Origin of the sequence: Enterococcus sp. AN402, assembly GCF_040719405.1 — a bacterium.
GTDB lineage: Bacteria > Bacillota > Bacilli > Lactobacillales > Enterococcaceae > Enterococcus > Enterococcus faecalis.
This window is the reverse complement of record NZ_JBFDTM010000004.1, coordinates 256542-282209: the sequence shown is the minus strand read 5'-3', so window position 1 is coordinate 282209 and position 25668 is coordinate 256542. Positions and strand designations below refer to the sequence as shown.

Sequence of the window (25668 nt, the reverse complement as noted above, 5' to 3'; positions counted from 1 at the left end):
CATTATTCATCTGCGACAATCAACGTTACGCCTGCTTGCGCTAACTGCTCACAGAATTTTTCATCAGGTCGTGCATCTGTCACTAAACAATCAATTTCTGTTAATTCGCAAATTTTAAATAAACCCGTTTTGTTTAATTTCGTTTGGTCTGCTAAGGCAATGACTTGTTTGCCTTGTTGAATCATTCGCCGTTTGACTTGACCTTCTTCTTCTGTGTGAATAAATAATCCTTGTTCAGATAACGCAAACACACCTAATAATGTATAGTCGGGGGCAAATTCCCCAACCTTAGCGACTGTTTCTGCCCCAAACAAAAAGAGTTGTTGTTTATGCAGTTGCCCAGGTAATACTGTAATTTTTGTCTGATCCATTTGCGCTAGAAGTAGCGCATGACTGAGAGAGTTCGTGATCGCGTGAATCGGACTATTTTCCATCGCTCGAATAGCTGCTTCCACCGTGGTTGATGAATCAAAAAAAATGGACGCTTGTTTGGGAATATTTGCCCAAACTTTTTGGGCAATCGCTTGTTTTTTCTCTGGATGCTTCACTATTCGTTGAGCATAATCGTAAATAGTTGCTTCAGACTGCACTGAGATAGCGCCACCGTGCGTTCTCTTTAAATGTCCTTCCTTTTCTAAACGAATTAAATCTCGCCGAATAGTATCTTTTGAAACGGAGACTTGCTCCGCTAACGCTTCCATGGAAATACTTTTTTGTTCATTCACTATTTTTTGAATCTTGGCTAAACGTTCTTCAATCAACATGCTTCCTCACCTCTTCTAAGTAAAGATAGCATCTTTTGCATTATTTTGCAAAAAAATGCAAAACAATGCAAAAAAAGACAAAAAAACTAGTCCTTCATTTTCTAACGAAGGGCTAGTTTGAGAGTGGTTTTAATAGGTAAATTGAATAATCATGCCGCTAGGATCTTCTAACGCAAGTAAATGATCTTTGGCAATAAAATGTAACTTTGCTTCTTCCGCATTGGCTTGGACGATCTCTAAATCTGCCGCAGTTGGTAAACGGAAGGTGTAATTTTCTAAGCCAAATTGATTTTCTTGAATCGTTGGCAGCTGTTTGCCGCTCCATGTATTTGTCCCAATATGATGATGGTACTGACCCGCTGCAAAAAACTTCGCTTGTTGACCAAAGTTAGACTTTAAGCCAAACCCTAAATTTTTATAGAACGTTTCAGTGGTATCTAAATCGGCCACTTTCAAATGAATGTGCCCAATTTTAGAACCTTCGGAAATTCCTAGCCAGTGACCGTCAGCTTCTGCAGCTAAACTATCACCGTCTAATTCTTCTGTCACACCGATAATTTCACCATTTGGACGAATATCCCAGACTTCTTCTGGTTTATCCCAATAAATTTCGATGCCATTATTTTCTGGATCACTTAAGTAAAGGGCTTCACTATAGCCATGATCTGCTGCGCCAATTTGCACATTTTCCTGCAAAAGCCACAGCAACATATTGCCTAAATCTTTGCGGGTTGGTAGCAGGAAAGCAATATGGTACAAGCCAGTGGTACCCTGATTTTCTTCCCCTGCTGTTAGTTCTTTTAAGACAAGAATTGCATCGTTGGTGCCTTGTGGCGCTAGCCAAGCACGTCCCTCTCCTTGTTTTAAAAGTTTTAAGCCAATTGTTTTCGTATAAAAGTTTACCATTTTATCTAAATCAGCCACTTTCAAAGTGACTTGTTGAATCCCAATATTACTTGGTAATGCTTGAACCATTTGCTTTCACTCCTCTCCTCTTCATTTTACTAAAGCAATGATTTAGTTGAATTCTTTAAAACGAGCACTATCTTCCATGTATTCTTTTTCGCCAGCTGGCGCTTCAATGGAACCAATGACCATTTGTGCACGTAAATTCCAGTTTGCAGGAATTGACCATTCTGCAGCAACCGCTTCGTCAATGACCGGGTTGTAGTGTTGTAAGTTTGCGCCAATATTTTCTTGCGCTAAGGCAGTCCAAACGTTTGCTTGTGTTAAACCAGTTGCTTGTTCAGACCAAACAGGGAAGTTATCCGCATATAATGGGAAGCTATCTTGTAAGTTTTTCACGATATCTGTATCTTCAAAGAATAAAATTGTGCCCGCACCAGCTGCAAAACCTTGTAATTTAGCTTGTGTGTTTGGAAATGCTTCTGCTGGAGTTAATGGTTTTAAGGCATCTTCAGTCATTGCCCATAATTTTTTGTGAGCATCGCCGAATAAGAACACCACGCGTTGTGTTTGAGAGTTAAAAGCTGTTGGACTTTCTCTAACAACTTCTTTTACTAAAGCAGTTACTTCTTCTTTTGAAATTGGTAAGTTTTCTCCTAAAGCATAGATTGAACGACGGTTTTTCATCATTTCAGTAAATTTTGACATAATATGTTCATCCTTTCGAATTTCCTCAGTAAATTCATTTAATTTTGTTTACATGCTTACTATACTACCTTACTAAAAGTAAGTAAAGCTTTTTGCCTTACTTTTTGTAAGTTTTTTTATTTTTTAGTGAAAAACCTTATTCTACCAAAGAAAAAACAACCAGCTTTTTTCTAAGAAAAAGAAAAATCTGGTTGTCGATTAATAAATGTAGAAGTCAATTGAATCGTTTTCGGCCGTTTTTCTTGAAATAAGTGTGTGGCTTTTTCCCCTAACTCCATTAATGGATGACAGATTGTTGAAAAATTTAAAATTTCACTTAATAAAGTTTGCTCCTGTCCCACTAAAAAGAGTGGTCTTTCAATAACGGCTTGAATCCCTGCGGCAATTTCATCACCGTTGGTCACAACCGCTTGGAGCGTTGGATCTTGCCCACAGTGACGTCCTACTTCACACCCATCTTCATAGGTTAAACAGTCCTTAAATAACCGATTTTCAGGAATCGCTCCATAAATTTCCTGATATGCGTCAACTAAATAGCGTGCGCTTGTACTTTTTTCTGGTGCACGGTTAATCGTAATTGCCACTTCACTACATCCTTGTTGTTTCAACGCTTGAAAGACCCGCCGGTAAACGGTTAAACGATCGATATAGATACTAGCATAACTAGGGTCTTCTATTTTTTCACAAAAAACAACTTGCTCTTTATACGGAGCAAACACACTTAAAGGATTTGCCTTTGACAAAACAATCATGCCATCAAACGCACCCGTCGCCATTTTTTCCAAGTAACTTTTTTCAACTTCTTTATCATAATCCGTTGGTAATAAACTGACCATCATCCCTTGTTGAAATGCTTGGTGGATAATCCCACTTAAAATAGCATCAAAATAAGGTTGATTCGTATAAGGAACCATGACACCTAATGTATTACTTTTCCCAAAGCTAAGATTTCTCGCTAATATATTGGGCTTATAGCCCAACTCATCGATAATTGCTTGGATTTTCAGTCGTTTTTCTTCAGAAACATAAGGATGATGATTAATCACACGCGAAACAGTCGTAACTGAAGATCCTGAAAGGCGCGCAATTTCTCGAATTGTTGTCATACTTTCACCTCATTACTTTACAAAATTGAGTTAAATAAGGCACAATCCCTGTCCCGTAATCAACAAAACGATAAAAGGTCTCCTGCCAAGCAAAAGAAATTTCCTGAATATCCTCCTGCTGTGTCAAGTGCCACTCCGTTATCTGATGGTACGGAATTTCTTGATGCCAAATCTTATAGTATTTTTTGGGACTATTTAACTGCAGACTTTTGGCCGTCGTAGTCACCGAGACAAAATAGTAATCCATACCAAGTCTATCGCTTATCTCCACTATAACATTCATTTTCATGCCCTCCAATATTTTGATACACCTAGCTTACCTTATGAAACGCGTACCAGAGCAAGAGGAAAAATAAAAAAAAGTGAGACCATGTTATACTAGATGTATCATATAAAAGCAAAGGATGAGTGCAATGGAAACTGTTACAGTAGCAACAAAAAGCGACTTACTAACAAATTTGAACAAGCAAACAGATGAAATCATTATCTCGGGGGCACTTGCACAAGAAATTTACCACTTAAAAAAACAACAATTAACCGAAACGGAAGAAATGGGCTTTTTAGTGGGCAGCCAAGGTGCTGGCTCATTTTTAACCTATTTAATCGAGAAGTTATCCTATATAAATTCGGAGCTATCGCCAGAAGAACAAAAAATTGAACATGCGATTTTGCGTTTGTATGTTATTAAAAAATTAACTCCAGAAACTACTTTATTACGTCTAAAACAGTTAGATTATTAAAATTTTATTTAATCAAGATAGACCAATTCCCCGCGTACAACGAGTCCCTTTCATTAATCACTTGATATAATTACCTTTATTCAAGTTCCCACCATTGTCATTATCGATTAACCAATGGTATATTAGAAGTAACAGATAAGTCATTTTATTTGAAAAAGTGTTTGGGAAATGTTTTGGGAGGAATGTTTATGTGTCAACCGCAGGAAAAAAAGAAAGAAATTTCTGTTGCTAAGTTACGTTATCGTTTTGAAGTACCAATGATTATCATTGGTTTTGTTTTATTGTTTTTAGCATTGGGGTTAGTTGCTTTATTGATATTGAGTGATTTGCCGATTCCTGACTGGTTATTAATTGTCTTAATTGCACCAATTGCGCCAGTCATTGCTTTTTTTACCATTCGTTATATGTACATGGATACTGCTTCTAACGGAGTGGAAATTACAGAAAATCAGTTACCAGAAATTTATTCCTTGTATATTGATTTGGCAAAAGAAATGGGCTTTGGCACTAAAAAATTAAGGATGCCACGTCTTTATTTAATCAACGGGAATGGTGTCTTAAACGCTTTTGCGGCAAAATGCTCTTTACACAGACGCTATGTTGTCATTCACAGTGATTTGTTGGATATCGCGTACAATACAGGCGATTTTTCGCTGATTCGCTTTATTTTGGCACACGAGCTAGGACACCATAAATGTGGGCACACTAATTTATGGCGACTAATGTTATCCATTATTTTGAAACCAGTTGCGTTAGATAAAAGTTTTACAAGAACGCAAGAATATACCGCTGATCGCGCAGGTTTATACTACGCCGAAGAAGGTGCTTTAAGCATGATTTATTTATTTTCAGGAAAATACATGGGCAGTCGTGTGGATTTAGAAGAATACTTTCACAGTATTGATTTACATGATGATACCATCTGGCTTAAATTGAGTAACTTCTTATCCGATCATCCTGTTGGCTTCCGTCGAATGCAAACATTGAAAAAAGCCAAAGATACTGGCAATTGGGATGTTCATGGAAAATTTTTCTAGCAAGAGCCAACCATCATTAAATAAACGTGCTGGGACAAAAGATTCTTTAACTTTTGTCCCAGCACGTTTATTAATCCACCAATAAATGAACAAATTCTTCTTTGGTGATATTTACAAAGTAGTCTTCAAAGTTAAACGCTGCTAATGCTTGCCAAATTGATGAATACTGATAGTCCACACCTAATAAAGCTGCAACGATTTCCGCTGTTTCTTTTTTGGCAAAGTAATCACCATAAATCGTTAACTCAATTATTTTACCTTTTTCAACAGTCAAACGTGCATCCACAATGCCGCCTTTAAACTTTTCTTCTTTTTTGATCGTAAATTTAGGCGCTTCACCAAAAATCCAAGCTTCATTGCCATACACTTCAGCGACCAATTTCCTAATTTCCTGCTGATCTGCTTTGGTTAGGACATATTCTTTCTCCGCAATTTCAGTTAGAGATTCGACATCAAAGAGCTCCATCAGTAAACGATTGCGAAATTCCTCAATGGTTAATTGTTGATATTTTTCGTCTAAGTACGGCCGTAAATTGGTTACGCGTCCCCGAACAGATTTTGTCCCTTTTGATTCAATTTTTTTCTTAGAAACAGTTAAAACACGTTGAACTTCTGCCAAATCAACATCATACATCAAGGTACCATGAGTATACATCTTCCCCTTTTTTGTATACATGGCATTGCCAGAAAATTTTTTCCCATCAATTAATAAATCATTGCGACCGCTAATCTCGGCCCCCGTTGCGCCCATTTTATGTAATGCTTCAATAATTGGTTTAGTGAACGCTTTAAAATCCCCAAAAGCTTGGTGTCCTTCCTGAACAACAAAACTAAAGCTGACATTCCCGAGATCATCATAAACAGCACCACCGCCCGATAAACGGCGAGTAATAACGATTCCCTTCTCTCTAGCATAAGCTAAGTCAATTTCTTCATAAGCATTTTGATTTCGGCCTAAAATAACACAGGGTTCCTGAATATAAAACAATACTAAGGGCTCTTCAAAAGAGAGAGTGTTTAATAGATAATCTTCCGTTGCTAAATTTTCACGAATATCTCGTGACTGCATTATGACATAACGCATAAGGTCGCCCCACTTCTTTTTCTTCTAGTGTATCACTTTCTTTCAAAATTGGTTCACTAAACGTCTTCTCTGGCCATTCTCAAAAGCGGATGATCAACAAAAAAAGAACGTGGGACAACAATCACTTTGGATGTTTGTTCCACGCTCAAAATCTAATAAACAGCAATTGCAGAACTGTTTAGCTTTTTAATCTAACCAAGTTACTACTTCTGAAACATCTCGTCGGACTGTTTCAAAGCCGGGTGTTTGAGCTTTGCCAATCGGAATAATCAGTCCGTTCACTAAATGATCCTCAATATTAAATAACTTGCGAACAGCTTCCGTTTCAAACCCAGACATCGCCACAGTATCATAGCCTCGATCTTTTGCAGAAAGCATCAGCTGCATTGCAACTAAGCCTTGGTCTAACATTAGCCACTCTCTTTTTTGTTCTTCGCTAACATCATAGTACCAAGAAACATTTTCATTAATTCCTTGACGAATTTCTTCCGTCATCGTTCCTTGTGCGACAGCTTTAGCACTGATTTCATCTGCATTGGCCACTGTATAAGCAGTCAAATCACCTAATAAAATAATCACCGCCGCTGCCCCTTTAACTGCTGGTTGTTGCATCGAAACTTCGTAAAGGGCCTCTTTTTGTTCTTTTTCTGTGACAATTAAAAAACGCCATGAATTTAAATTGGTACTATTTGGCGCGAACATCGCTTCCTCAATTATGGCCATTAATTCCTCTTTAGGAATCTCAACATCTGGCATAAAATCCCGAACTGAGCGGCGGCTGCGAACAACATCTTGATACATCATATTTCTTCTTCCTTCCTCTTACCTTACTTGACATAGTTATTATTACTCACTATGATGGAGAAAAAAAGTACGCACTTTTTATTCACCTAGGAAGAAAAAAGTAACCATTACGTGTCACAAGGAGAAACTATGACAACTGATAAACAAACCAGTATCAACTTAGCCCTTTCCACCATTAACGGCAAATGGAAATTATCATTAATGGATGAATTATTCCAAGGAACCAAGCGCAACGGTGAATTGATGCGTGCGCTCGACGGAATCACTCAGCGCGTCCTGACAGATCGCTTGAGAGAAATGGAAAAAGATGGCCTAGTCCATCGAGAATCCTTTAACGAACTGCCCCCGCGTGTGGAATATACGCTCACTCCGGAAGGATATGCTCTTTACGATGCCCTCTCTTCACTTTGCCATTGGGGCGAAACATTTGCACAAAAAAAGGCGAGACTTAACAAATAAGTCTCGTCTTTTTTTATCTATTTTGGGTATTATGGGTAAACTTAAGATATTTTTGAAGTCCTTCTCGAATTGAATAAACGGGCGAAAAACCTAAGCCTTTCAAAGCAGAACTATCTGAAAGAGAATATTTTATATCGCCATCTCGTTCCTTTTGATAAGAAACTGGCAAAGAAAGTCCCACTAATTGGTTCATTTCTTCAATTAATTGATTAAGGGAAATGGCAACTTCGGTACCCACATTATAAACATGTCCCAACGCTTCACTTTTGGTTGCTACTAAATTTAATGCAGTTAGGACATCCTCAATGTAGATAAAGTCACGTGTTTGCTGACCATCTCCAAATATTTGAAATTGGCTCGCTTGCCCTTGCTCTAATTGGATATAACGATCCATCAAAATGGACAGGACACCAGAATAGGGTGAAGAAGGATTTTGATTGGGACCATAGACGTTAAAGAAGCGAACTGCACTCGTGGGTACCCCATGTAAATGGTATTCATTGAGAACATAACGTTCAGCAGCAAACTTATCAATAGCATAGGGACTCAAAGGGCAAATCACCGAAGTTTCTCTTTTAGGCAACGTTGGCTCTGCACCGTAAACGGCTGCTGACGAAGCAAAAACAAAACGTTTGAGCTTTTTTTGATATTTTTTTATTGATTCCAGTATTTTCAATACACTTAAAAAATTGACCTCATGTGTCTCTAGAGGCTGTGCCACAGAACTTGCCACGCTTGCCACGGCCGCAAGATGAAAGATATACTCAAACGAATGCTTTGAAAGTACTTCGTCCAATAATTGCTGATCCGTCACACTTCCTTTAATAAAAACCAACTGCTCAGTTTGTTGCAAATTTGACACTCGCCCCATGGACAAATCATCAATCACAAAAACTTGATACTGTTGACTATAAAAATTAGCCAAATTAGAACCAATAAAGCCAGCTCCTCCAGTAATTAATAGTTTCTTCACCTCTTTGCTTCCTCTCTTTTTTAATTTAATTCCACTTTTTTCGTGTTATTTTCTCTTTGGAATAAAAAAATGCAATATCGAATGAACACATAACTTACAATAGCCACAGCTAATAAGAGTTCAAAAGTAGACAAAATATTTAACAGACTCGTTAGGCCTACCTTTTCTGCAAATAAAGGTTTAACTTTGACTAATGCTGTCGCAGAAATCACTAATGGGAATGTAAAGGCAGCATAACTTGGATAGAATGTCACTTGCATAATTTTATATAGATTCACAACTACAATCCCATAAATACATTGAGATAAAATTAGCAAGAAAACAACTAATGGCATATACAAATGACCACCCATTGAAATATAGCCAGCTAAACATAACGAACCTGGCGCTGTCATAATCGTCAATAAAGGAATGGTCGATTCAGGCATTTCTTTCGACTTCGTAATTCTCTTGATTAAAATTGGTAACAAGAGTAAATAAAAGAACAACGCTACCCAAAAAACAATTTTTCCCAACTCATTGATAAACAATTGAGAAGTATTAGGAATAACGCCAATGCCGACAAACGTAATAAACCAGCTTGGATAAATATGTTCCAGTTCGATTTTTGTTGGAAAAATATGCACCGCTACAAAATAAATCATTAAAATAAAATGTAAAATCACTGCGCCAATCCACAACACGTTAATCCAAGCAGCATTGGTAAATATCCGATCTAAGAAAACACAGATAACCATTAAAGCCATTGTAAATGTTGGTGATACCGAAGCAATAATTGGATCATCTAAGGTGCTTAATGCATGTTTCATTGTAAAAATAATTTTTAAAATAACTAAAATCATTAAGAGACTGCCAAGTACACAATAAATGGTCCCAATTGTTGCATATCCCAAGGAATAAAGTAAATTCCCCAAAGAAACCATCCCTAAAATTAGTCCGCAAATGGGAATCGGGACTTTCCGCAAGAATTTTTTCGCACTTTCTACCATTATGTAGTCACACTCCGTCTTTATTTATTATTATTGATATTAATCAAAAGTATGTTATTATACTAAATGAAATATTTATATTTGTAAAATAAATATTTTCAATACCAACTATTAAGATAGTAAATAGAAAGAGGCGATTTTATGTTCGAATGGATCAAAACATTTATTGCTGTGTATGAAACCAAAAATTTTAGTGCGGCGGCCAAACAATTGTATATTTCTCAGCCAACTGTTTCTTTGCAAATCAAGAAATTAGAGCAACACTTTTCGATCAAGCTGTTCTATCGTAATGGAAAACAATCGGTTATTCCTACCAAAGAAGCTGATTTTTTATATCCAAAAATGCTCTCGATTATTGAAAGCTTAACTACTTCTTTTGCGCAAGCTGCAGAAAAAGAGAATTTTAAAGAAGACTGCATTATAGCCTCTTCAAATACAGTTGCTATTTATTTATTGCCAGATATTATGGAGAGTTTGGTTACCGCTTTTCCACTCATCAACTTTTCAATTCAACTGATGAATTCAAACGAAGTCGTGGATATGGTTCAAAATAATCATGCCCACATTGGACTAATTGAAAAACCCATTGAAACCAAAAATCTACACAAAGAAATTGTTTATGAAGACCAACTAGTTCTAGCAGGAGATGCCGCTTCAAAATTTTGGCTCTTAAGAGAAAAGAACTCTGGCTTACGTTTTTTCAATGAGCTTTATCTCAACGAACACAGCATCAACTTACCAATTATCGAATTAAACAACAACGAAGTCCTGTTACAATTACTAAAAAATAACATTGGGCAATCAATTGTTTCTCGATTATCTATTTCCGATGAGATCCCCTGGCAACCAATTGATCAGTCCTTTGCTTCTCGAAAAATTTTCATTGTCCAGACCGATCACCATGCCAATACTTCCTTCTCTGAAGTTTATAACCGAATCGTTGAAAAAATTCGTGAACGACAAGCCTAAAAAACAGGAGAACGACTTAGCTTTCGCTAAATCGTTTTCCTGTTTTTTATTCATCAGTTTCTTCTACCAATTCAAATTCAAAAGGTTCTAACTCAAATAGTTGGTGTAAAATTTGCTGGGTTTCTTGGAACACTTGTTGTGGCTCTTTAGACAAAAGAGTGCTTTGAATGGTCTGTTTTTTTGATTGAAAAAGAATTCTCGTCTCCTCTTCCTTAAATACAACTTGATGAGTTTCCCTTTCAAACATCGTATATTCTTCGAACATTTCCATAACTAATTTTTGACGAAACCCTTCTTTGAGTGCTAATAAAGTTACTAAATCTGCAACGGTTAGCGTTTCTAACGCAATTGTTTCATCTTCTACATGAACAAGATAATTCGTACACTTCACATTCGGACAGGCATTGCAGCCGCCATTAATCAAGTCTGAGGTAGTTGTTATTTTCACCTGTTTCATCTTAATCCTTCTTTCCTACTTTTCGAGAAAAACACAAGGGGTCTCCTCAAAAATATTCAATAAAATATGATTGACTTCTTGAAAGACTTCTTCGTGATTTCGGCATTGTTTTTCCATTACTAAACGCAGATCATTCACAACAAAAGTCAACGTCGTCGCTTGTTGGGAAACATGTATACAACGGTTGCCTTTAACAAAACATTCTGTTTGTTCTTCAATGAATGGTTCTTTTTGATAGCCATATGCTGAAGCGATACATTCCAGAATTTCGTAGATTTCTATTTTTGGAAGTTCATAGCTACAGCTACCGATAACTAGTTGAAAACGGTTCGGCTGTTTTTCATTATTGCTTGCATAATACACTGTTGTCGTTGTCATTTTGCCTCCTTATCTCCTCTATTTTCCTACTCTTATCATAACAAAAAAAGCACGCTTCCCTTATTTAAATTGTTAATAAAGACTATTACAGATTGGTATAACCACACCTAAAAAGTTCGTGATATAATTCACTAAGAAAGAAATATTACAGAAAGAAGAGATGAACGATGAAAGTATTTAACAAAAAAGTCGCAATTATTGGTACTGGTTTTGTTGGCACAAGTATCGCCTATTCCATGATCAACCAAGGGATTGCGAATGAATTAATCTTAGTTGATATTGACAAAGCCAAATCTGAAGGCGAAGCAATTGACTTATTAGATGGTGTGTCTTGGGGTCAAGAAAATGTAAACGTCTGGGCTGGCGACTATCAAGACTGCCAAGATGCCGATATCGTCGTGATTACAGCTGGTGCTAATCAAAAACCTGGGCAAAGTCGTCTAGATTTGGTTTCAATCAATGCAGAAATTATGAAAACAATTGTTAACAATATCATGAAATCTGGTTTTGATGGAATTTTAGTGATTGCCTCAAATCCTGTCGATGTACTGACTTATGTGGCTTGGCAAGCTTCTGGTTTACCTGTTTCAAGAGTAATTGGAACTGGTACAACTTTGGACACAACTCGTTTCCGCAAAGAACTGTCTCAACGTTTAGCGATTGATCCACGCAATGTTCACGGCTATATTATTGGCGAACACGGGGATTCTGAAGTGGCTGTCTGGTCTCATACCATGATTGGTACCAAACCTATTTTAGAAATTGTGGATACGACAGAGCGCTTAACTAGTGACGATTTACCAATCATTTCTGATAAAGTGAAAAATACAGCTTATGAAATTATCGATCGCAAACAAGCGACCTATTATGGGATTGGTATGAGTACTGCACGCATTGTTAAAGCCATTTTAAATAATGAACAAGCTATTTTACCTGTCTCAGCTTACTTAGATGGGCAATATGGGCAACAAGATGTATTTACAGGGATTCCTGCAGTCATTGGCAATCAAGGTGTGACTGACATTATTGAATTGAATCTGAATGCCGCTGAAAAAGAACTCTTCCAAAAATCAGTGACACAATTAAAACAAGTGATGGCATCGTTACAACCGAACGCTTAGTAATTTTTAACTAAAAATAACACTTCAACTAAATTATTCTCTACCAAAATAGATTCTAATTCCCCTTTATCGTTCTTTTTGGTACCATGAAAGAAGAACTTTAACTAAAGCAGAAATTAGGAGGACAAAAAATGGTAATCCAAGGAGATACGTTAGAAAATAGCGCACGTCGTTTATTGCAAGAACGTGGCGTAACAATGAATGATTTAGCTGAACTTGTGTTATTTTTACAAAAAGATTATATTGATAATTTAACATTAGATACTTGTTTAGAAAGTATTGATGCCGTCTTAACAAAGCGTGAAGTACACAACGCGATTATTACAGGTGTCCAACTGGATATTCTGGCGGAAGAAAACAAGCTACTCTCACCGTTACAAGAAATTTTAACGGAAGATGAAGGGCTTTATGGCATTGATGAAATTATGGCGCTCTCCATTGTAAATGTTTATGGATCTATCGGTTTTACGAACTATGGGTATATCGACAAGGTAAAACCAGGCATTTTAAAAGAGTTAAATGCGCATGATGGCGAACATGTCCACACATTCTTGGATGATATCGTGGGCGCAATTGCGGCTGCGGCTGCCAGTCGGTTGGCTCACTCACAACCAGATTTAAGTGATATTACTAAATAAAAAACTTGCCTCTTCATTTTTATGAGAAGAGGCAAGTTTTTTATTTGCTGGACTTCTCACAAGCTTTCTACTTAACAGTAATTATTTGCCATGTTATGTTACAGTCAAGAATAAACAGCTAAAGGAGGTTATCTAGAAATGAAAAAGTTTTTACGCGTATTTTTAATTTTTATTGGGGTATTTTTTCTTGCAAGTTGCGGTTCAAAAATAGAGACAAAAACCTTTGTAGGTTCGCCACAAGATGGGATTGATTCCACCTTAACCTATACGTACCAAGGAGATAAAGTCTTAACGCAAACGGCTAAAAACATTGTTTCTTATGACAAATTGGGGATTACAAAAGAAGAGGCAAAAACAGCGTTGGAACCCGTTTCTAAACAATATGAGGACATCAAAGGGCTTGATTACAAACTGACCTATGAGGACAAACAAGCCATCGAAAAATTGACGATTAATTATGAAAAACTTGATTATGATAAAGCCAAAAAAGTGGATGGTATCCAGATTGATGGAGATTCTTCTAAGGGAATCAGCATGAAGAAAAGCCAAGAATTGGTGGAGTCACAAGGTTATACAGAACAAAAATAATAAAAGAAAGCGTTTGACAATGGGCATTGTCGCACGCTTTCTTTTTATTAATTACATCGATGTTGCCATCTTCACTGCTTGAATTGGGTCAAAATGATGAACAGAGTAAACGACTGTACCGGCTTGCCAAACTACTGAGTTGCGATTATAGTCAGTGGTTCCTGCCACGTTCAGCGTGATTTGACCAACGGTATTCGGTGCTGGTAATGTTTCTTGTTCCAAAATATTGACAACATTTTTCGCTAAATCATCAGGCGATTCACCATTGATATTTGAGGCCCGTACGACTAAACTCCAATTGCCTTCTTGCCAAGATAAGTAACTAGAACCTGCCGCCCCTTGTTTATAACCAGTGATATTGTAACCTAAATCTACTGGTTGACCGCCATTATCAATGATTTGGTTCACTGCATTTTTTGCTTCGGCATCAGAGCCATATGTTTTTTTCTCAAAAGAACTAATTGGCGTTAACTGATTAACACGTGCATCATTAACTGGAATCGCTTCTTTTTCTGCATAATATAAAACACGGAAATTGTTTTGATCCGCTTGTGATGTTGTCGCTGCAGTTAAAAAGTTATTCGTTTGACTCGTTAAAATTGCCTGCGGTAAGCCTTGACCAGAAAACATGTTTGCTAGCTGGTTAAGCACTTGGTTGGCTTGGTCATCTGGATTCGCATTTTTCGCTGATGATTGCTTCTCTGCTGAGCCATTATTTGCCGCTTCCTTCGTAGAAGAAGCTGTTGCTTTCGAATCAGCTGTCGTTGTTCCTGACGGTTTCGCATCACTAGATTTCGTTGCTGCTTTGCTACTTGATTCTTTTGTAACAGATGCTTTTGTACTCTCGACTGTGGTACTTTCCGCAGCACTGGAACGACTATCCGTATTTTCTGTACTTTTTCCGCCGCCACATGCTGCTAAAGCAAGGGTTAAAAGAAAAGCACTAGAAATAAGCCCTATCTTTTTCATAAGAATTCCTCCTTGTTTTCCCTACCCTTATTGTACCTTAATCATGTGTATCCGTCACTTGTTTGTGTTTCGTTCTAAGTTGGTTTAAATAACAGAAAGTGGACGGTAGGATTCGAACCTACACCTCAACATTGAGCAAGAATAAACTACTGTTAGTCTCTATGAGTTTAACACCACGTTCATCCACCTATTTGATTGATCCTTTGTATCATAACTTAGAATAATTAAATTGCCTTTAAGGAGCTTCAAAGATTATATGAAGAATTGTAAAAAATCTGTGACGAAAAAACGATTGAACCAATCAGTAGATACACTGAGGTTCAATCGTAACCAATTGTTTAATTATCTGAAAAAACTCACAATTCAACGTTAGTCCCTGGTGCTTTTTTGTTTTCCCCTTGTTGTTTTTTTAAGAATATCCCCAAAATGACAGTGATAATAGGACAAAGCAATGGGAAAAAGGCATATGGTAAGTATTCTAGTGCACCAACTTTTAACGTTCCCATAATGAAGGTACCACTAACTCCCCAAGGAATTAACGAGTTGACTGCCGCCCCAGCATCTGCCAAAGTACGAGTTAAATATTTTTTATCAATACCTAAACGAGTAAATGAGGATTTAAATGTTTCCCCTGGTAAAATAATTGACAAATATTGTTCGCCAACTAGTAAGTTAATTCCCACAGAACTTAAGGCAGTTAAAGCGATTAATTTGGCTGGATTATTCACATAGCCTTTAATTTTATCAATTAAAGTAGCCACGATGTTAAACTTAATCAACAAGCCGCCCAAACCTAATGCCAAAATAATCAACGCAGCAGAACCTAACATGCTTTCAATCCCACCACGAGATAAAAGTGTATCAATACTTTGGTCCCCTGTATCTGCCACATAACCACTCATTAAGATGGTAGAAACTTTCGCTAAACTTAGGTGATGATCATTTATAAAAGCTAAGATGACCGCCACTGTAGAGCCGACTAGTAACGTTGGAATAGCCGGTACCTTTTTCCAGGCGAATAAGAATAAAACCGCTACTGGCAACAATGTAATCGGTGAAATCCAGAATCCTTGATGTAACGTTTGGACCATTGCATCAACCGATTGTAAATCCGCCGAACCAGATTGATGCCCCAAGAAGATATAGCCGACAATCGAAATAATAAACGCCGGAACAACAGTGTACATCATGTTTAGTATATGTTCAAAAAGGTTCACGCCACCAATTCCAGCAGCTAAGTTTGTTGTATCAGATAACGGTGAAATGTTGTTCCCTAAAAAGGCACCTGAAACAACTGCGCCAGCTGTCATCGCATTGTCGAATCCAAGAATATGTCCAATACCTAGAAAGGCAATCCCCATAGTTGAAACAGTCGTAAAGGAGCTCCCTACCGTCACACCAACTAGTGCACAGACCACAAAAACGGTTGGTAAGAAGAACTTCACTGAGATAATTTTAAAACCATAGACCATAATTGTTGGAATCGTCCCAGATAAGATCCAAGTAGCAACTAAGACACCTATCAGCAAGAAAATAATAATCGGAATGATCCCTGGTTTAATCCCTTCCACAATGCCTTCGTGGATTTCATCCCAAGAAAATCCTTTCCATTTGCCATAAAGCAACAACAACATGAATACAAAAAGAATCGGTATGTGAGGGGTTAATTTTTGACCAATAATTAAGTACCCGAGAATCGCTAACAAGGCAATCAAAATGCCTAAACTTTCAGCGAACGAAACAGTGGGTTTCGTTGATTTCATATGAAAACCTCCTTTTATGGAAAGCGAAAACTGAAGCAATAATCGAACTTGCTTCAGTTTCCAAACGACAATTTACTATAGTCATCAGGTGAAGAGGCACTCAGCAAAATAATTGCTAGCCTTTTTATTCACCTAAATCTTCTTTTACTTCCGTTGCCCAACTTGCTTTTTTAAAGCGATTAATGATTAACGGAATCACAAACATAACAATAGTGATTAATGCAACTAAGACTGCATCAGTCACGGTTGTTGTACCTAATGTGGCGAAAATAACAATGATAACACTAAAAATTAACATTGCTGCCACTAAATAAGCTAAGCCATTACCTTTTTTACCAATTCGGTAAGGACGTAGTGTATCTGGTTGAGATTTACGTAATTTAATTAGGGAAATCGCAATCAATACATACACAATACTATAAATAATTGTTGTTGCATTTGTTAAAGTTAAGAATACAGCGTTGACATCATCCATTACCCCATAAAGTAAAGCGAATAATGAGATAACCACAGATTGTGTTAACACAACGTTACGAGAAACGCCATATTTATTTTCGCGATGGAAACCAAATTTTGGTGGCAATAAGCCATCACGAGCAACTTGAATAATTGTTTTTGATGGTCCAGTAACCCAAGCAGATAATTGTAATAACACACCTAAGAAGACCATGAAACTAAAGATATTACCAATAATTGTTGGTAAACCTAAAACGTCACAATAAAGCAAAATTGGTTGTGTAATGTTAGACAATTCCATTTTGCCATTTGGAACAATATTAGCAACAAACATTGCATTAATAACGTTTAATAAAACTAAACCAATTAATGAAATGAAAACGCCTTTTGTATAATTTTTTGTTGCATCTTTCAAACGAGGAATATAAACAGAAGACATTTCAATCCCAACAAAGATAAACGCAATCCCTGCTAGATATTTAAATGTGTCCATATTTTCTAAGTTTGGTAAAACTTTTGACCAAGAGAAGGCACCTAAATAGCCGCCAGGTGTTAAGCCTACTTTAATCATTGAAAGAAGACCTAAAACAAACATAACTAATACTGGGATGTAAACACCTAGCCAAACACCAATATTTCCGCCAACTTTCGCCATGTCAAATTTCAAGTTCAAGATTGTAATAATCCAGTAAATCACTAAGATACAACCTAATACGAACCAATGATTTTCACCTAAGTGAACATTACCAAATGTATTACCTAGCAAAGGGCCTAATGTAGAAGCAACCATTACCATTCCTGGGAACATTTGCACCCATAGTAACCAAGCGACAACAAAACCCCATTTGCTACCTAAGGCAGTTTTAACCCAAAGTTGAGGGCCACCTTCTTGAGGAAGCATCGTAGATAATTCACCAGATATCAATGCGATTGGACCAGCAAAGAATAAGACCGCGAAAATTGTGTAAGAAATTAATGTCCAACCAACAGCAGCAAGTGTTGGGATACTACGTACAGTTGCACACAATGCCATTGTTAAACCGATAAAAGTACCTAATTCAATTTTTTTAACTTGTTGTTTATCCAATTTTGTACACTCCTTATAAGATTTTGGATAAGGAGCATGAATGACTGTTATACGCTGAGTAAAACAGTCATTCGACTGCCTCTTACCCAGACAAAGAATTGGTTAAGAGGTTAGCCGTCTGGTTGATTTATCTCTTGAATAAATCAACCAGACCAACGTTCCCTCGTTCGGTTACCATTTCTTTTTTCCGTTTAAGATTCAATTATTTTACGTCGTAAATTTGTTCTAATTTTTCTTGTAAAGCAGCTTGAATCTTAGGAGCGTAAACATCAAATTCTTCTTTATCGTTCATGTATGGAGTCATTACAGCAGCACGTAACACAGTTACTTTACCTGCACGGTTCCATTCTTCGTCACTAAATCCTAAGCTGTTTACAAATTTTAATGGGCTGTTGCCATAATCTGGAATAGCAAAGTCAGTATGTGAAGTAATGAATTCGTTGTTGTAAATATTTCCTTTAACGTATGATGCATAGTCATATACATCATGGTTTAATTTGTTCATTGCTACTAAATCATCGTTGCCTTTTTCTTTAAACACATAGTCAACCATGTTGAAGTCTGGATGAGTTAATGTGTGGACTTCGATTTCTTTGTCGCCAACTTTGAATGTTAAATCATTCAAGAAGTTATAGAAATGATGTGATCCTTCAATTGAAGCACCAATTAATTTACCATAACCTGCAACGTTTAAAGGTAAAACGTGGTGTGCAGCCCATACAGAAGCAGCTGTTGCACCAGCTTTTGAACCTTCAAGGATATAAGCACCTAGTAACGCAGGAATATCGGCACCTTTTTCAAATACGTAAGTTGCGAAGTAAGAAATAACGTCGCGCATACGGATATCTTGGATAACGATACCACCAGCTGAATAAGGGATATAACCCATTTTATGAGGGTCAATTGTTACTGATTCTGCTAATTCGATTGCTTTATATGCATCATACACTTCTCTTGAAATGTGTTCTTTTTTCTCTTTGAAGACACCGTATTCTTCGTGAACATCTTGTAAATCTTCGTAAGGGATGAAGTTGTTGTCTTCGTCTAAGAAGATGGCACGTCCATAACCACCATAAGCAGCATCAACGTGTACATAATAGTAAATACCGTCTTTCATTAATTCATCGCGTAAAGCAATAATTTTATCGATTGAGTCAACGGCACCTTCTTCAGTAGAACCAACTACACCGACAACACCTAGCACTGGAATTTGTTCTTCTGCTAAGCCACGAACGATTTTTTCTAATTCGTTGATATCCATACGGTAGTTATGGTCAACTGGTACTGGGATAACTTGATCTAAACCGATACCGATAATATCAGCAGCTTTTAACCAAGAATAGTGTTTAGTTTGTGGGACTAACCATTTACCGATTGCTTGTAAATGTTTACCTGAACGAGCTGAATGAGCTTTGATTTCATCAATTTCATCTTCAGCTGATTCTAATAAGTCCATAATTTCTTTTGTTGGCATGTTCAATAGTTCCCAATCTGATTTGCCAGCAACTAATTCTGGTTTTACTTCTTTCATAGCAAATGGTAATGATTTAATGTTACGGGCATACCATAAGCCTTCTAAGTTAGCTAAAGAACCATCAGCAACGATGTGTCCCCAACCATTTTTGTAGCTCATTAAGTGAGCAAATTCATGTCCTACTTCTTCTTCCATTTGAGAAGTTGCTGGAGAAGATTCATAGGCAACGTTGTTCCCGTTCCATAGCATTGCAAAGTTGTAAGCTAATAGAGAAGGCATTAATGTTTCTGAGTTCATATGTCCCCAATATCTACCTGCTGTATGCCATGGAACTGAATGTGTACGCATGCGAGAAGAGATTTCATTCAATACATCTTTCATATGGTTGACAGTTTTTTCGTAGCTTTCAGATGTGCGTTCTTGAGAAGAGATAACTGGCATGTCTTGTGGCATGTAGTTTTGACGCCATCCTAAATGTTCATCTACTAAGTCGATCAACAAGTCTTTATATAATTGTCCGTTTTCGGCTTTGTCCCCAATGAATAGTGCATTAAGGTTCATTTCGCCTTTTGCTAATTTTTCGTTTTTCATACGAAAATTCCTCCTTACAAATTTTAATGAATTAGATTTTGCATTCACAACTTACACCCAAACGGCTAAAGTGTAAAGAAGAAAAATAACAATGGTTATCATAGCTCTTTAATTTTATAATTTTTTCACAAGGTGTCTTGTCAGAACCATTATATAAAAAAATAAGAGTGGGATTGTGTGTACAATCCCACTCTTATTAGGTGTATTAACGGTTTCACCACTACCTGTAAGGAGAAATAGAATTTTAACTTTGATCAAATAATCACACGTCTTCTCTTCGTGAAATTATTATCAATTTCTAATCCATTACTTTTGCTAAAAAGTAATTTTTCTTCCCTTTCCGTACAACAACGAATTTTCCATCGAAATGTTGTGTTGGATCGACTGCAAAATCTAAATCGGTAACTCGGTCACCGTTAATACTTATAGCTCCTCCGCTCACATCTTCGCGAGCTTGACGTTTTGATGGTTCGATTTCTGTGTCAACTAACCAATCTACGATGTTTTTAGCATCTTTGGTAATTTCAACAGTTGGCACATGTTCTAACCCTTGCTCAATTTCCTCAATCGTTAAGTCTTTAATGTTGCCTGAGAAAAGAGCTTCTGAAATTTTTTGCGCTTCTTCTAAAGCTGCATCATCGTGAACAAATCGTGTCACTTCTTCAGCTAAGCGTCTTTGTGCTTCACGTTTACCTGGTTCTTTTTCAACTTTTTCAGCTAACGCATCGATTTCTTCTTTATCTAAGAAAGTAAAGAATTTCAAGTATTTGATGACATCACGATCATCTTGGTTTAACCAGAATTGGTAGAATTCAAATGGTGAGGTTTTCTTAGGATCTAACCAGATAGCGCCACCCGCTGTTTTCCCAAATTTTGTACCATCTGCTTTTAGCATTAAAGGAATGGTTAACCCGAATACTTTGGCTTCTGGTCCTTCTTTTTTACGAATCAAATCTAATCCTGCAGTGATATTGCCCCATTGATCAGCGCCACCAATTTGCAATTGAATATTATGTTTTTTATGCAATGTGTAAAAGTCAATTGATTGAAGAATTTGGTATGTGAATTCTGTAAAGGAAATGCCACTTTCTAAACGACTAGCGACAATGTCTTTTGCCAACATCGTGTTGACATTAAAGTTTTTCCCGTAATCTCTTAAAAAATCTAATAAAGATAGTTCTGATAACCAATCGTAGTTGTTCACCATTGTTACCTCAGCATCTTTACCAAATAATTTTTTCATTTGGTTTGAAAGACTGTCCACATTATGTTGCACAGCTTCCATCGTTTGTAAGACACGTTCGGTTGTTCGTCCACTTGGGTCACCAATTGTTCCAGTTCCGCCACCAATTAAAATGTATGGGTGATGACCTGCTAATTGGAATCGTTTCATCATCATAAAAGGAATTAAATGTCCAATATGCATGCTATCTCCAGTTGGATCGACACCGCAATATAGCGAAATGCTCGTATTTTCTGTAAGTTCTCTTAGTCCTTCTTCGTTTGTTTGTTGATTGATTGCATCACGCCATGCTAGCTCGTCAATGATATTCATGTTATCACCCTCCATATTTATAATTATCTCTTTATAGGAAATCGTTCATTTAACGAAACAAACGATTAACACACTTGTTTTTACACGATATTCCGTGTTTATTTCTATGTATACACGGGTTCACGAAATTTTCTTTGGTCTGCCACGTATTCAAAAAAAGAATACAAAAAATCCCTAAGCCGTCGAAACGACTTAGGGACGAATTTCTCGTGGTACCACCCAAATTTATACATAGTTTAGTTTATTTAAAATACTATATACCTCTTAACAAATAACGCTGTTACCCGTGCCCTGTAGGCAGAAGCTCAAGAATGTAATTCGATAAATAACGTGTACTAGTTTCCAGCGCCACTAGCTTTCTGTAACAGTGGTTATTTCTCTACTGCTTTTCTGTCATTGCTTTGTATTTAACTTGTACATGTAGCATATTCCTTTTCGTTTTTTTTGTCAACACTCTTTGCTTAATTTTTTTTACTTTTACAAAAGATGTCCCTTTTTCGCAAAAATAAAATAACAAATTAACAATAATATTTATTTGTTTTAACAGCAACTACAGATAAAAAAATAACGAATAAAATAAAAAAATATTCTTTAAAATTTTTTTGACTTTTTTTGTGATTTTCTATACTTTTATAAAATTCCCGAAGAAAAATGACGAACTTCGGATCAGAAGTTCGTCATTTTGTGAAAAACAGTTTTAAAGAATTGGTGAAAATAATCGTGAAATTTGCTGTTTAAAAATCAACCATTTTGACATGTCGCGAACAACTTCTGGAGTCATTGTTGTACATTTTTTTCGATCTTCTAAGAAAATTGCTTCTAATTGATCAATGATTTTTTTATCATATAACACAGCATTTGCTTCAAAGTTTAATTTGTAACTTCGGATATCTTGATTGGCTGAACCAACTGTGCAGACTTCATCATCCATAATCATTGTTTTCGCATGTAAGAAACCACCGTTATAAATTAAAATTTCAATATTTTCTTTCATCAATAAGCGGCCGTAATACTGTGTTGCTCGATAAATAAACGGATGGTCGGGCTTATCTGGAATCATAATTTTAACATCTACTCCTGAAGCCGCAGCAACCTTTAAAGCAGCCAAGACACTATCATCAGGAACTAAATACGGCGTTTGAATCCAGACTCTTTTCTTGGCAGAAGTAATCAATTTAATAAAGGCCAATTTAATTTGTTCACGGTCACTGTTAGGACCACTGGCAATCATCTGAATGGATGTATTTGCCTCTGGCACCAATGCTTCAAGTTTAAAGAAATAATCCAATTGATACGCCACACGATTTTTCTCGGGGGAAGAGACGTTCCAATCCATTAAAAAACGCATTTGCAGTAATGAGGCTGCTGGCCCTTGAATCCGTAAATGTGTATCCCGCCAATAGCCAAACTTTTTAGTCGTTCCGGCATATTGATCGGCAACATTAAAGCCGCCAATGTAGCCTACTTTTCCGTCAATAACAACAATTTTCCGGTGATCATGATAATTCAAACGAAACTTCAAAAGTGCTTTTTGAGAAGTAATAAACGTTTGGACAAAACCGCCGTTTTTTTTCAATTCATTCAAATGATGAACCTTGGTGCCCTTTGAGCCAAAGGCATCGTAAAGCAACCGCACTTCAACCCCTTCAGCCGCCTTTTCTTCTAATAAGTTCAAAATTTTGGTACCGATATGATCCGTTACAAAGGCATAATATTCAATATGAATGGAGTGCTGAGCTTTTTTTATGTCCGCCATCAACGCATTGAATTTTTCCGTACCATCCGTAAAAATTTCAACATCATTTTTCTTAGTCAGGGGCATCCTATTTAACGAGGAAAAAAAGTCTGTAAACTGTTGTTGCTCCTCCGTCGGCATCTTTAGACTATAAAGTTCAAAACTTTCTTCTTGGAAATTCTGGAAATTCTCTAATTCCCGTAAATCACTTTGTTGCAAATAAAATTTCTTTTTGTCGGTTAAACCGCGCCCAAAGAATAAATATAAGAAAAAACCAAAAACGGGTAGAGCAATCAGTACGAGTAGCCATGCCCAAATTGCTGCTACATCTCGAGGTTTTAACAAAATGGTAATTCCCGCAATAATTGCATTAATAAAATAAATAACTGTTAAGACGCTAAGAATCAATTGTCTTCCTCCTTTATTTGTTACGTTTTAGTATACCATCAATTACGGATTTGGAATATCTTTTCTTTAGCGACTTCTGTCTCAAAAAATAAAAAGAACCCCCATCCTAGTTAGTGATACTAGAATGAGGGGGTCTTTTTGATGTTTATTTGAAAGTCTTTTAACTTAATTTCGTGTAAATGGACCTTTAGGAGCAATCAATTCTAAATTTGTACCATCTGGATCGGTAAAGTAAGCGACCCCTGTACCAAAACCGCTCTTCAAGCCATCTTCTTCTTGGAATGTAATCGGCTCTCCATCAGGTTCTACGCCAATCGCTCTTAAACGTGCAACAGCTGCATCAATATCTTCCACTTCGAAACACATATGCATTGCACTAATTTGTTCGTTGGAATAAGAAGCTTTTTCTGATTTTGGTTTAACATATTCTAATAAATCAATATTGATGTTTTCTAGATGCACATTGGCATACTTGATTAATGTATCATCTAACCCTTGTGTTTGGGCCATCCGTTTTCCACCAATTTCATCACGATTTGCGATTTTTGTTCCTGTTAATGCTTCATAAAACTTCACTGATTCATCCAAATTACTGACTGTAATCCCCACGTGGTTGACTACTGAAAAACCTTTAACTGCTTCACTCATTGTATCTCCTCCTAGTTAATTTTTAGAAATCAAACGTGTCTGGATCTGGTCCCACACGTAACGATTCATTCAATTGGTTAATTTGTGCCATTTCTTCTGCACTTAGTTCAAAATCAAAGACCGCTGCATTGCTAATCATCCGTTCTTTGTGGACAGATTTCACGGCTAATAAGATATCTTGTTGAATATCCCAACGTAAAATCACTTGCGCTGCTGATTTATTATGGTTCTCAGCAATCGCCAAAATGGTTTCATTCGATAATAATTGACCTTGCATCAATGGTGACCAAGCTTGGACTTTGATATCATGTTTTTCACAGAAATCACGCACTTCTTTTTGATCCAATTTTGGATGTAGTTCCACTTGGTTAATTACCGGAACAACTTTTGCATAAGAAAGTAAATCTTCTAAATGATGAACTTGGAAGTTGCTGACACCAATTGCTTTCACTTTTCCTTCGGCGTATAAAGTTTCTAAAGCTTGCCATGATTCTTTGTAAGAATTATTTCCTGGCCAATGAATTAAATACAAATCTAAATAATCTAAACCTAAACGTTCCAAACTATCATTGAAAGCTTGAATTGTTTCATCATAGGAAATATGCGCGTTCCAAACTTTCGAGGTAACAAATAAGTCCTCACGGTTCAAACCAGTTGCCGCTAAGCCTGCTTTAATTCCCGCTCCTGTGCCAGATTCATTGCCATAGATTTGCGCTGTATCGATTAAACGATAACCATTGATAATCCCTTCTTCGACCACTTTTGCTGTCTCTTCATCTGGTATTTGGAATACCCCGAGACCCATTCCTGGAATTTTAGTGCCGTTGTTTAATGTTACTGTATCTGCTAGTGATGTAATCATTTGATTCGCTCCTTTAACGTTTTCTGATATCATCATATACCGTGCCGTACATGCTGTATAGTACGTACTTTTTCGTTTCATAGGAACCAAAAAGTGCGCTTTTTGTTAAATTCGCTTTTTTAGCCTGAAATTTTTTTAACTTTTTTTATATAACGTACTTTCTCGCTCTTCTAAGCGTAGCATTCTTTAAACGATTTAACTAGTGTATCTCTCACGACACACGACATCTTATGTAAAAAAAGAGAACGCGTACTCCGTCTTCGAAACGTCCTAAGACGCCGACAGAATACCGTTCTCGTGGGTTTGGCACCCAATGGGGGCATAGGGATTCGAACCCTAGACCCTCTGATTAAGAGTCAGATGCTCTAACCAACTGAGCTATGCCCCCGTTGTATAAAA

Annotated in this window: 26 protein-coding genes, 1 tRNA gene and 1 other annotated feature; of the genes, 7 read left to right on the top strand and 20 right to left on the bottom strand. The window is 36.9% G+C overall.

Translation table 11 applies throughout. The annotated features are described in order from the left end of the window. Positions 1 to 2 precede the first annotated feature (2 nt). The 5 genes from AB1I62_RS02820 to AB1I62_RS02800 form a co-directional block, all read right to left on the bottom strand. On the bottom strand, positions 3 to 764 hold the full coding sequence (locus AB1I62_RS02820; protein ID WP_010825014.1) for a DeoR/GlpR family DNA-binding transcription regulator: 762 nt from the start codon (positions 762 to 764) through the stop codon (positions 3 to 5). 129 nt (positions 765 to 893) lie between these two features. After that, positions 894 to 1739 carry a VOC family protein gene (locus AB1I62_RS02815; RefSeq protein WP_002355476.1) on the bottom strand — a complete coding sequence of 282 codons (846 nt, stop codon included), beginning with the start codon at positions 1737 to 1739 and terminating at the stop codon, positions 894 to 896. Positions 1740 to 1781: 42 nt separating this feature from the next. Next, positions 1782 to 2378: a nitroreductase family protein gene (locus AB1I62_RS02810; protein ID WP_002355475.1), complete on the bottom strand. Its 597-nt coding sequence runs from the start codon at positions 2376 to 2378 to the stop codon at positions 1782 to 1784. Positions 2379 to 2548: 170 nt separating this feature from the next. Then, complete coding sequence (locus tag AB1I62_RS02805) at positions 2549 to 3484, bottom strand: LacI family DNA-binding transcriptional regulator (protein ID WP_002361227.1); 936 nt, start codon at positions 3482 to 3484, stop codon at positions 2549 to 2551. 4 nt (positions 3485 to 3488) lie between these two features. Beyond that, positions 3489 to 3773 (bottom strand): hypothetical protein, encoded by a 285-nt coding sequence (locus AB1I62_RS02800; RefSeq protein WP_002366136.1) that lies wholly within the window; start codon positions 3771 to 3773, stop codon positions 3489 to 3491. Positions 3774 to 3888: 115 nt separating this feature from the next. On the opposite strand from AB1I62_RS02800, the gene AB1I62_RS02795 reads away from it, so the two are divergent. After that, entirely contained in the window at positions 3889 to 4224 is a 336-nt protein-coding gene (locus AB1I62_RS02795; RefSeq protein WP_002355470.1) for a hypothetical protein, read from the top strand. A gap of 182 nt (positions 4225 to 4406) precedes the next feature. After that, the gene (locus AB1I62_RS02790; RefSeq protein ID WP_002392656.1) at positions 4407 to 5261 is read left to right on the top strand and encodes a M48 family metallopeptidase; all 855 of its coding nucleotides are present in this window, start codon (positions 4407 to 4409) and stop codon (positions 5259 to 5261) included. Positions 5262 to 5331: 70 nt separating this feature from the next. Here the strand turns inward: AB1I62_RS02790 and AB1I62_RS02785 are convergent, their stop codons facing one another. After that, positions 5332 to 6345 (bottom strand): lipoate--protein ligase, encoded by a 1014-nt coding sequence (locus AB1I62_RS02785; protein ID WP_002389569.1) that lies wholly within the window; start codon positions 6343 to 6345, stop codon positions 5332 to 5334. Positions 6346 to 6531: 186 nt separating this feature from the next. Next, positions 6532 to 7149: a nitroreductase family protein gene (locus AB1I62_RS02780; protein WP_002355466.1), complete on the bottom strand. Its 618-nt coding sequence runs from the start codon at positions 7147 to 7149 to the stop codon at positions 6532 to 6534. Between the two features lie 111 nt (positions 7150 to 7260). Here AB1I62_RS02780 and AB1I62_RS02775 point away from each other — a divergent pair, with 111 nt between their 5' ends. Beyond that, positions 7261 to 7608, top strand: a complete 348-nt coding sequence (locus AB1I62_RS02775) for a helix-turn-helix domain-containing protein (RefSeq protein WP_002355464.1) — start codon at positions 7261 to 7263, stop codon at positions 7606 to 7608. 13 nt (positions 7609 to 7621) lie between these two features. Here the strand turns inward: AB1I62_RS02775 and AB1I62_RS02770 are convergent, their stop codons facing one another. After that, on the bottom strand, positions 7622 to 8581 hold the full coding sequence (locus tag AB1I62_RS02770; protein ID WP_104859410.1) for a GDP-mannose 4,6-dehydratase: 960 nt from the start codon (positions 8579 to 8581) through the stop codon (positions 7622 to 7624). A 20-nt stretch (positions 8582 to 8601) separates the two neighbouring features. Next, the gene (locus AB1I62_RS02765; protein ID WP_002355462.1) at positions 8602 to 9570 is read right to left on the bottom strand and encodes a TDT family transporter; all 969 of its coding nucleotides are present in this window, start codon (positions 9568 to 9570) and stop codon (positions 8602 to 8604) included. Between the two features lie 141 nt (positions 9571 to 9711). Between AB1I62_RS02765 and AB1I62_RS02760 the strand changes: the two genes are divergently transcribed. Further along, positions 9712 to 10539, top strand: a complete 828-nt coding sequence (locus AB1I62_RS02760; protein WP_002355461.1) for a LysR family transcriptional regulator — start codon at positions 9712 to 9714, stop codon at positions 10537 to 10539. A gap of 46 nt (positions 10540 to 10585) precedes the next feature. On the opposite strand, the gene AB1I62_RS02755 is transcribed toward AB1I62_RS02760, so the two are convergent. Then, positions 10586 to 10996: a DUF4809 family protein gene (locus tag AB1I62_RS02755; RefSeq protein ID WP_002370887.1), complete on the bottom strand. Its 411-nt coding sequence runs from the start codon at positions 10994 to 10996 to the stop codon at positions 10586 to 10588. Between the two features lie 15 nt (positions 10997 to 11011). Further along, positions 11012 to 11374: a DUF4809 family protein gene (locus AB1I62_RS02750; protein ID WP_033594540.1), complete on the bottom strand. Its 363-nt coding sequence runs from the start codon at positions 11372 to 11374 to the stop codon at positions 11012 to 11014. 167 nt (positions 11375 to 11541) lie between these two features. On the opposite strand from AB1I62_RS02750, the gene AB1I62_RS02745 reads away from it, so the two are divergent. The 3 genes from AB1I62_RS02745 to AB1I62_RS02735 all read left to right on the top strand — a co-directional run bounded on the left by AB1I62_RS02745 (position 11542) and on the right by AB1I62_RS02735 (position 13721). Next, positions 11542 to 12495: an L-lactate dehydrogenase gene (locus tag AB1I62_RS02745; RefSeq protein WP_048955688.1), complete on the top strand. Its 954-nt coding sequence runs from the start codon at positions 11542 to 11544 to the stop codon at positions 12493 to 12495. 131 nt (positions 12496 to 12626) lie between these two features. After that, positions 12627 to 13133 (top strand): phosphatidylglycerophosphatase A, encoded by a 507-nt coding sequence (locus tag AB1I62_RS02740; protein WP_010710809.1) that lies wholly within the window; start codon positions 12627 to 12629, stop codon positions 13131 to 13133. A 138-nt stretch (positions 13134 to 13271) separates the two neighbouring features. Next, positions 13272 to 13721, top strand: coding sequence for a YehR family protein (locus AB1I62_RS02735; protein ID WP_002355456.1), 450 nt, complete (start codon positions 13272 to 13274; stop codon positions 13719 to 13721). A gap of 51 nt (positions 13722 to 13772) precedes the next feature. Here AB1I62_RS02735 and AB1I62_RS02730 read toward each other — a convergent pair whose 3' ends face one another. The 9 genes from AB1I62_RS02730 to AB1I62_RS02690 all read right to left on the bottom strand — a co-directional run bounded on the left by AB1I62_RS02730 (position 13773) and on the right by AB1I62_RS02690 (position 25657). After that, positions 13773 to 14690: a hypothetical protein gene (locus AB1I62_RS02730; protein WP_048955686.1), complete on the bottom strand. Its 918-nt coding sequence runs from the start codon at positions 14688 to 14690 to the stop codon at positions 13773 to 13775. A gap of 356 nt (positions 14691 to 15046) precedes the next feature. Beyond that, positions 15047 to 16453: a Na+/H+ antiporter NhaC gene (gene nhaC, locus AB1I62_RS02725; RefSeq protein ID WP_202564417.1), complete on the bottom strand. Its 1407-nt coding sequence runs from the start codon at positions 16451 to 16453 to the stop codon at positions 15047 to 15049. Between the two features lie 124 nt (positions 16454 to 16577). Further along, on the bottom strand, positions 16578 to 17996 hold the full coding sequence (gene tyrP, locus AB1I62_RS02720; RefSeq protein ID WP_002355453.1) for a tyrosine-tyramine antiporter: 1419 nt from the start codon (positions 17994 to 17996) through the stop codon (positions 16578 to 16580). A gap of 202 nt (positions 17997 to 18198) precedes the next feature. After that, positions 18199 to 20061 (bottom strand): tyrosine decarboxylase, encoded by a 1863-nt coding sequence (tdc, locus tag AB1I62_RS02715; protein WP_002355450.1) that lies wholly within the window; start codon positions 20059 to 20061, stop codon positions 18199 to 18201. Between the two features lie 298 nt (positions 20062 to 20359). Beyond that, positions 20360 to 21616 carry a tyrosine--tRNA ligase gene (gene tyrS, locus AB1I62_RS02710; RefSeq protein ID WP_002355444.1) on the bottom strand — a complete coding sequence of 419 codons (1257 nt, stop codon included), beginning with the start codon at positions 21614 to 21616 and terminating at the stop codon, positions 20360 to 20362. Positions 21617 to 21807: 191 nt separating this feature from the next. Beyond that, positions 21808 to 22022 (bottom strand) — a binding site (T-box leader). A 291-nt stretch (positions 22023 to 22313) separates the two neighbouring features. Beyond that, positions 22314 to 23759, bottom strand: coding sequence for a cardiolipin synthase (cls, locus tag AB1I62_RS02705; RefSeq protein WP_048737404.1), 1446 nt, complete (start codon positions 23757 to 23759; stop codon positions 22314 to 22316). Positions 23760 to 23924: 165 nt separating this feature from the next. After that, complete coding sequence (locus AB1I62_RS02700) at positions 23925 to 24407, bottom strand: VOC family protein (protein ID WP_002355441.1); 483 nt, start codon at positions 24405 to 24407, stop codon at positions 23925 to 23927. Positions 24408 to 24429: 22 nt separating this feature from the next. Beyond that, positions 24430 to 25305 carry an aldo/keto reductase gene (locus AB1I62_RS02695; protein ID WP_002384874.1) on the bottom strand — a complete coding sequence of 292 codons (876 nt, stop codon included), beginning with the start codon at positions 25303 to 25305 and terminating at the stop codon, positions 24430 to 24432. 278 nt (positions 25306 to 25583) lie between these two features. Next, positions 25584 to 25657 (bottom strand) — tRNA-Lys (locus tag AB1I62_RS02690). Between the last annotated feature and the right edge of the window lie 11 nt (positions 25658 to 25668).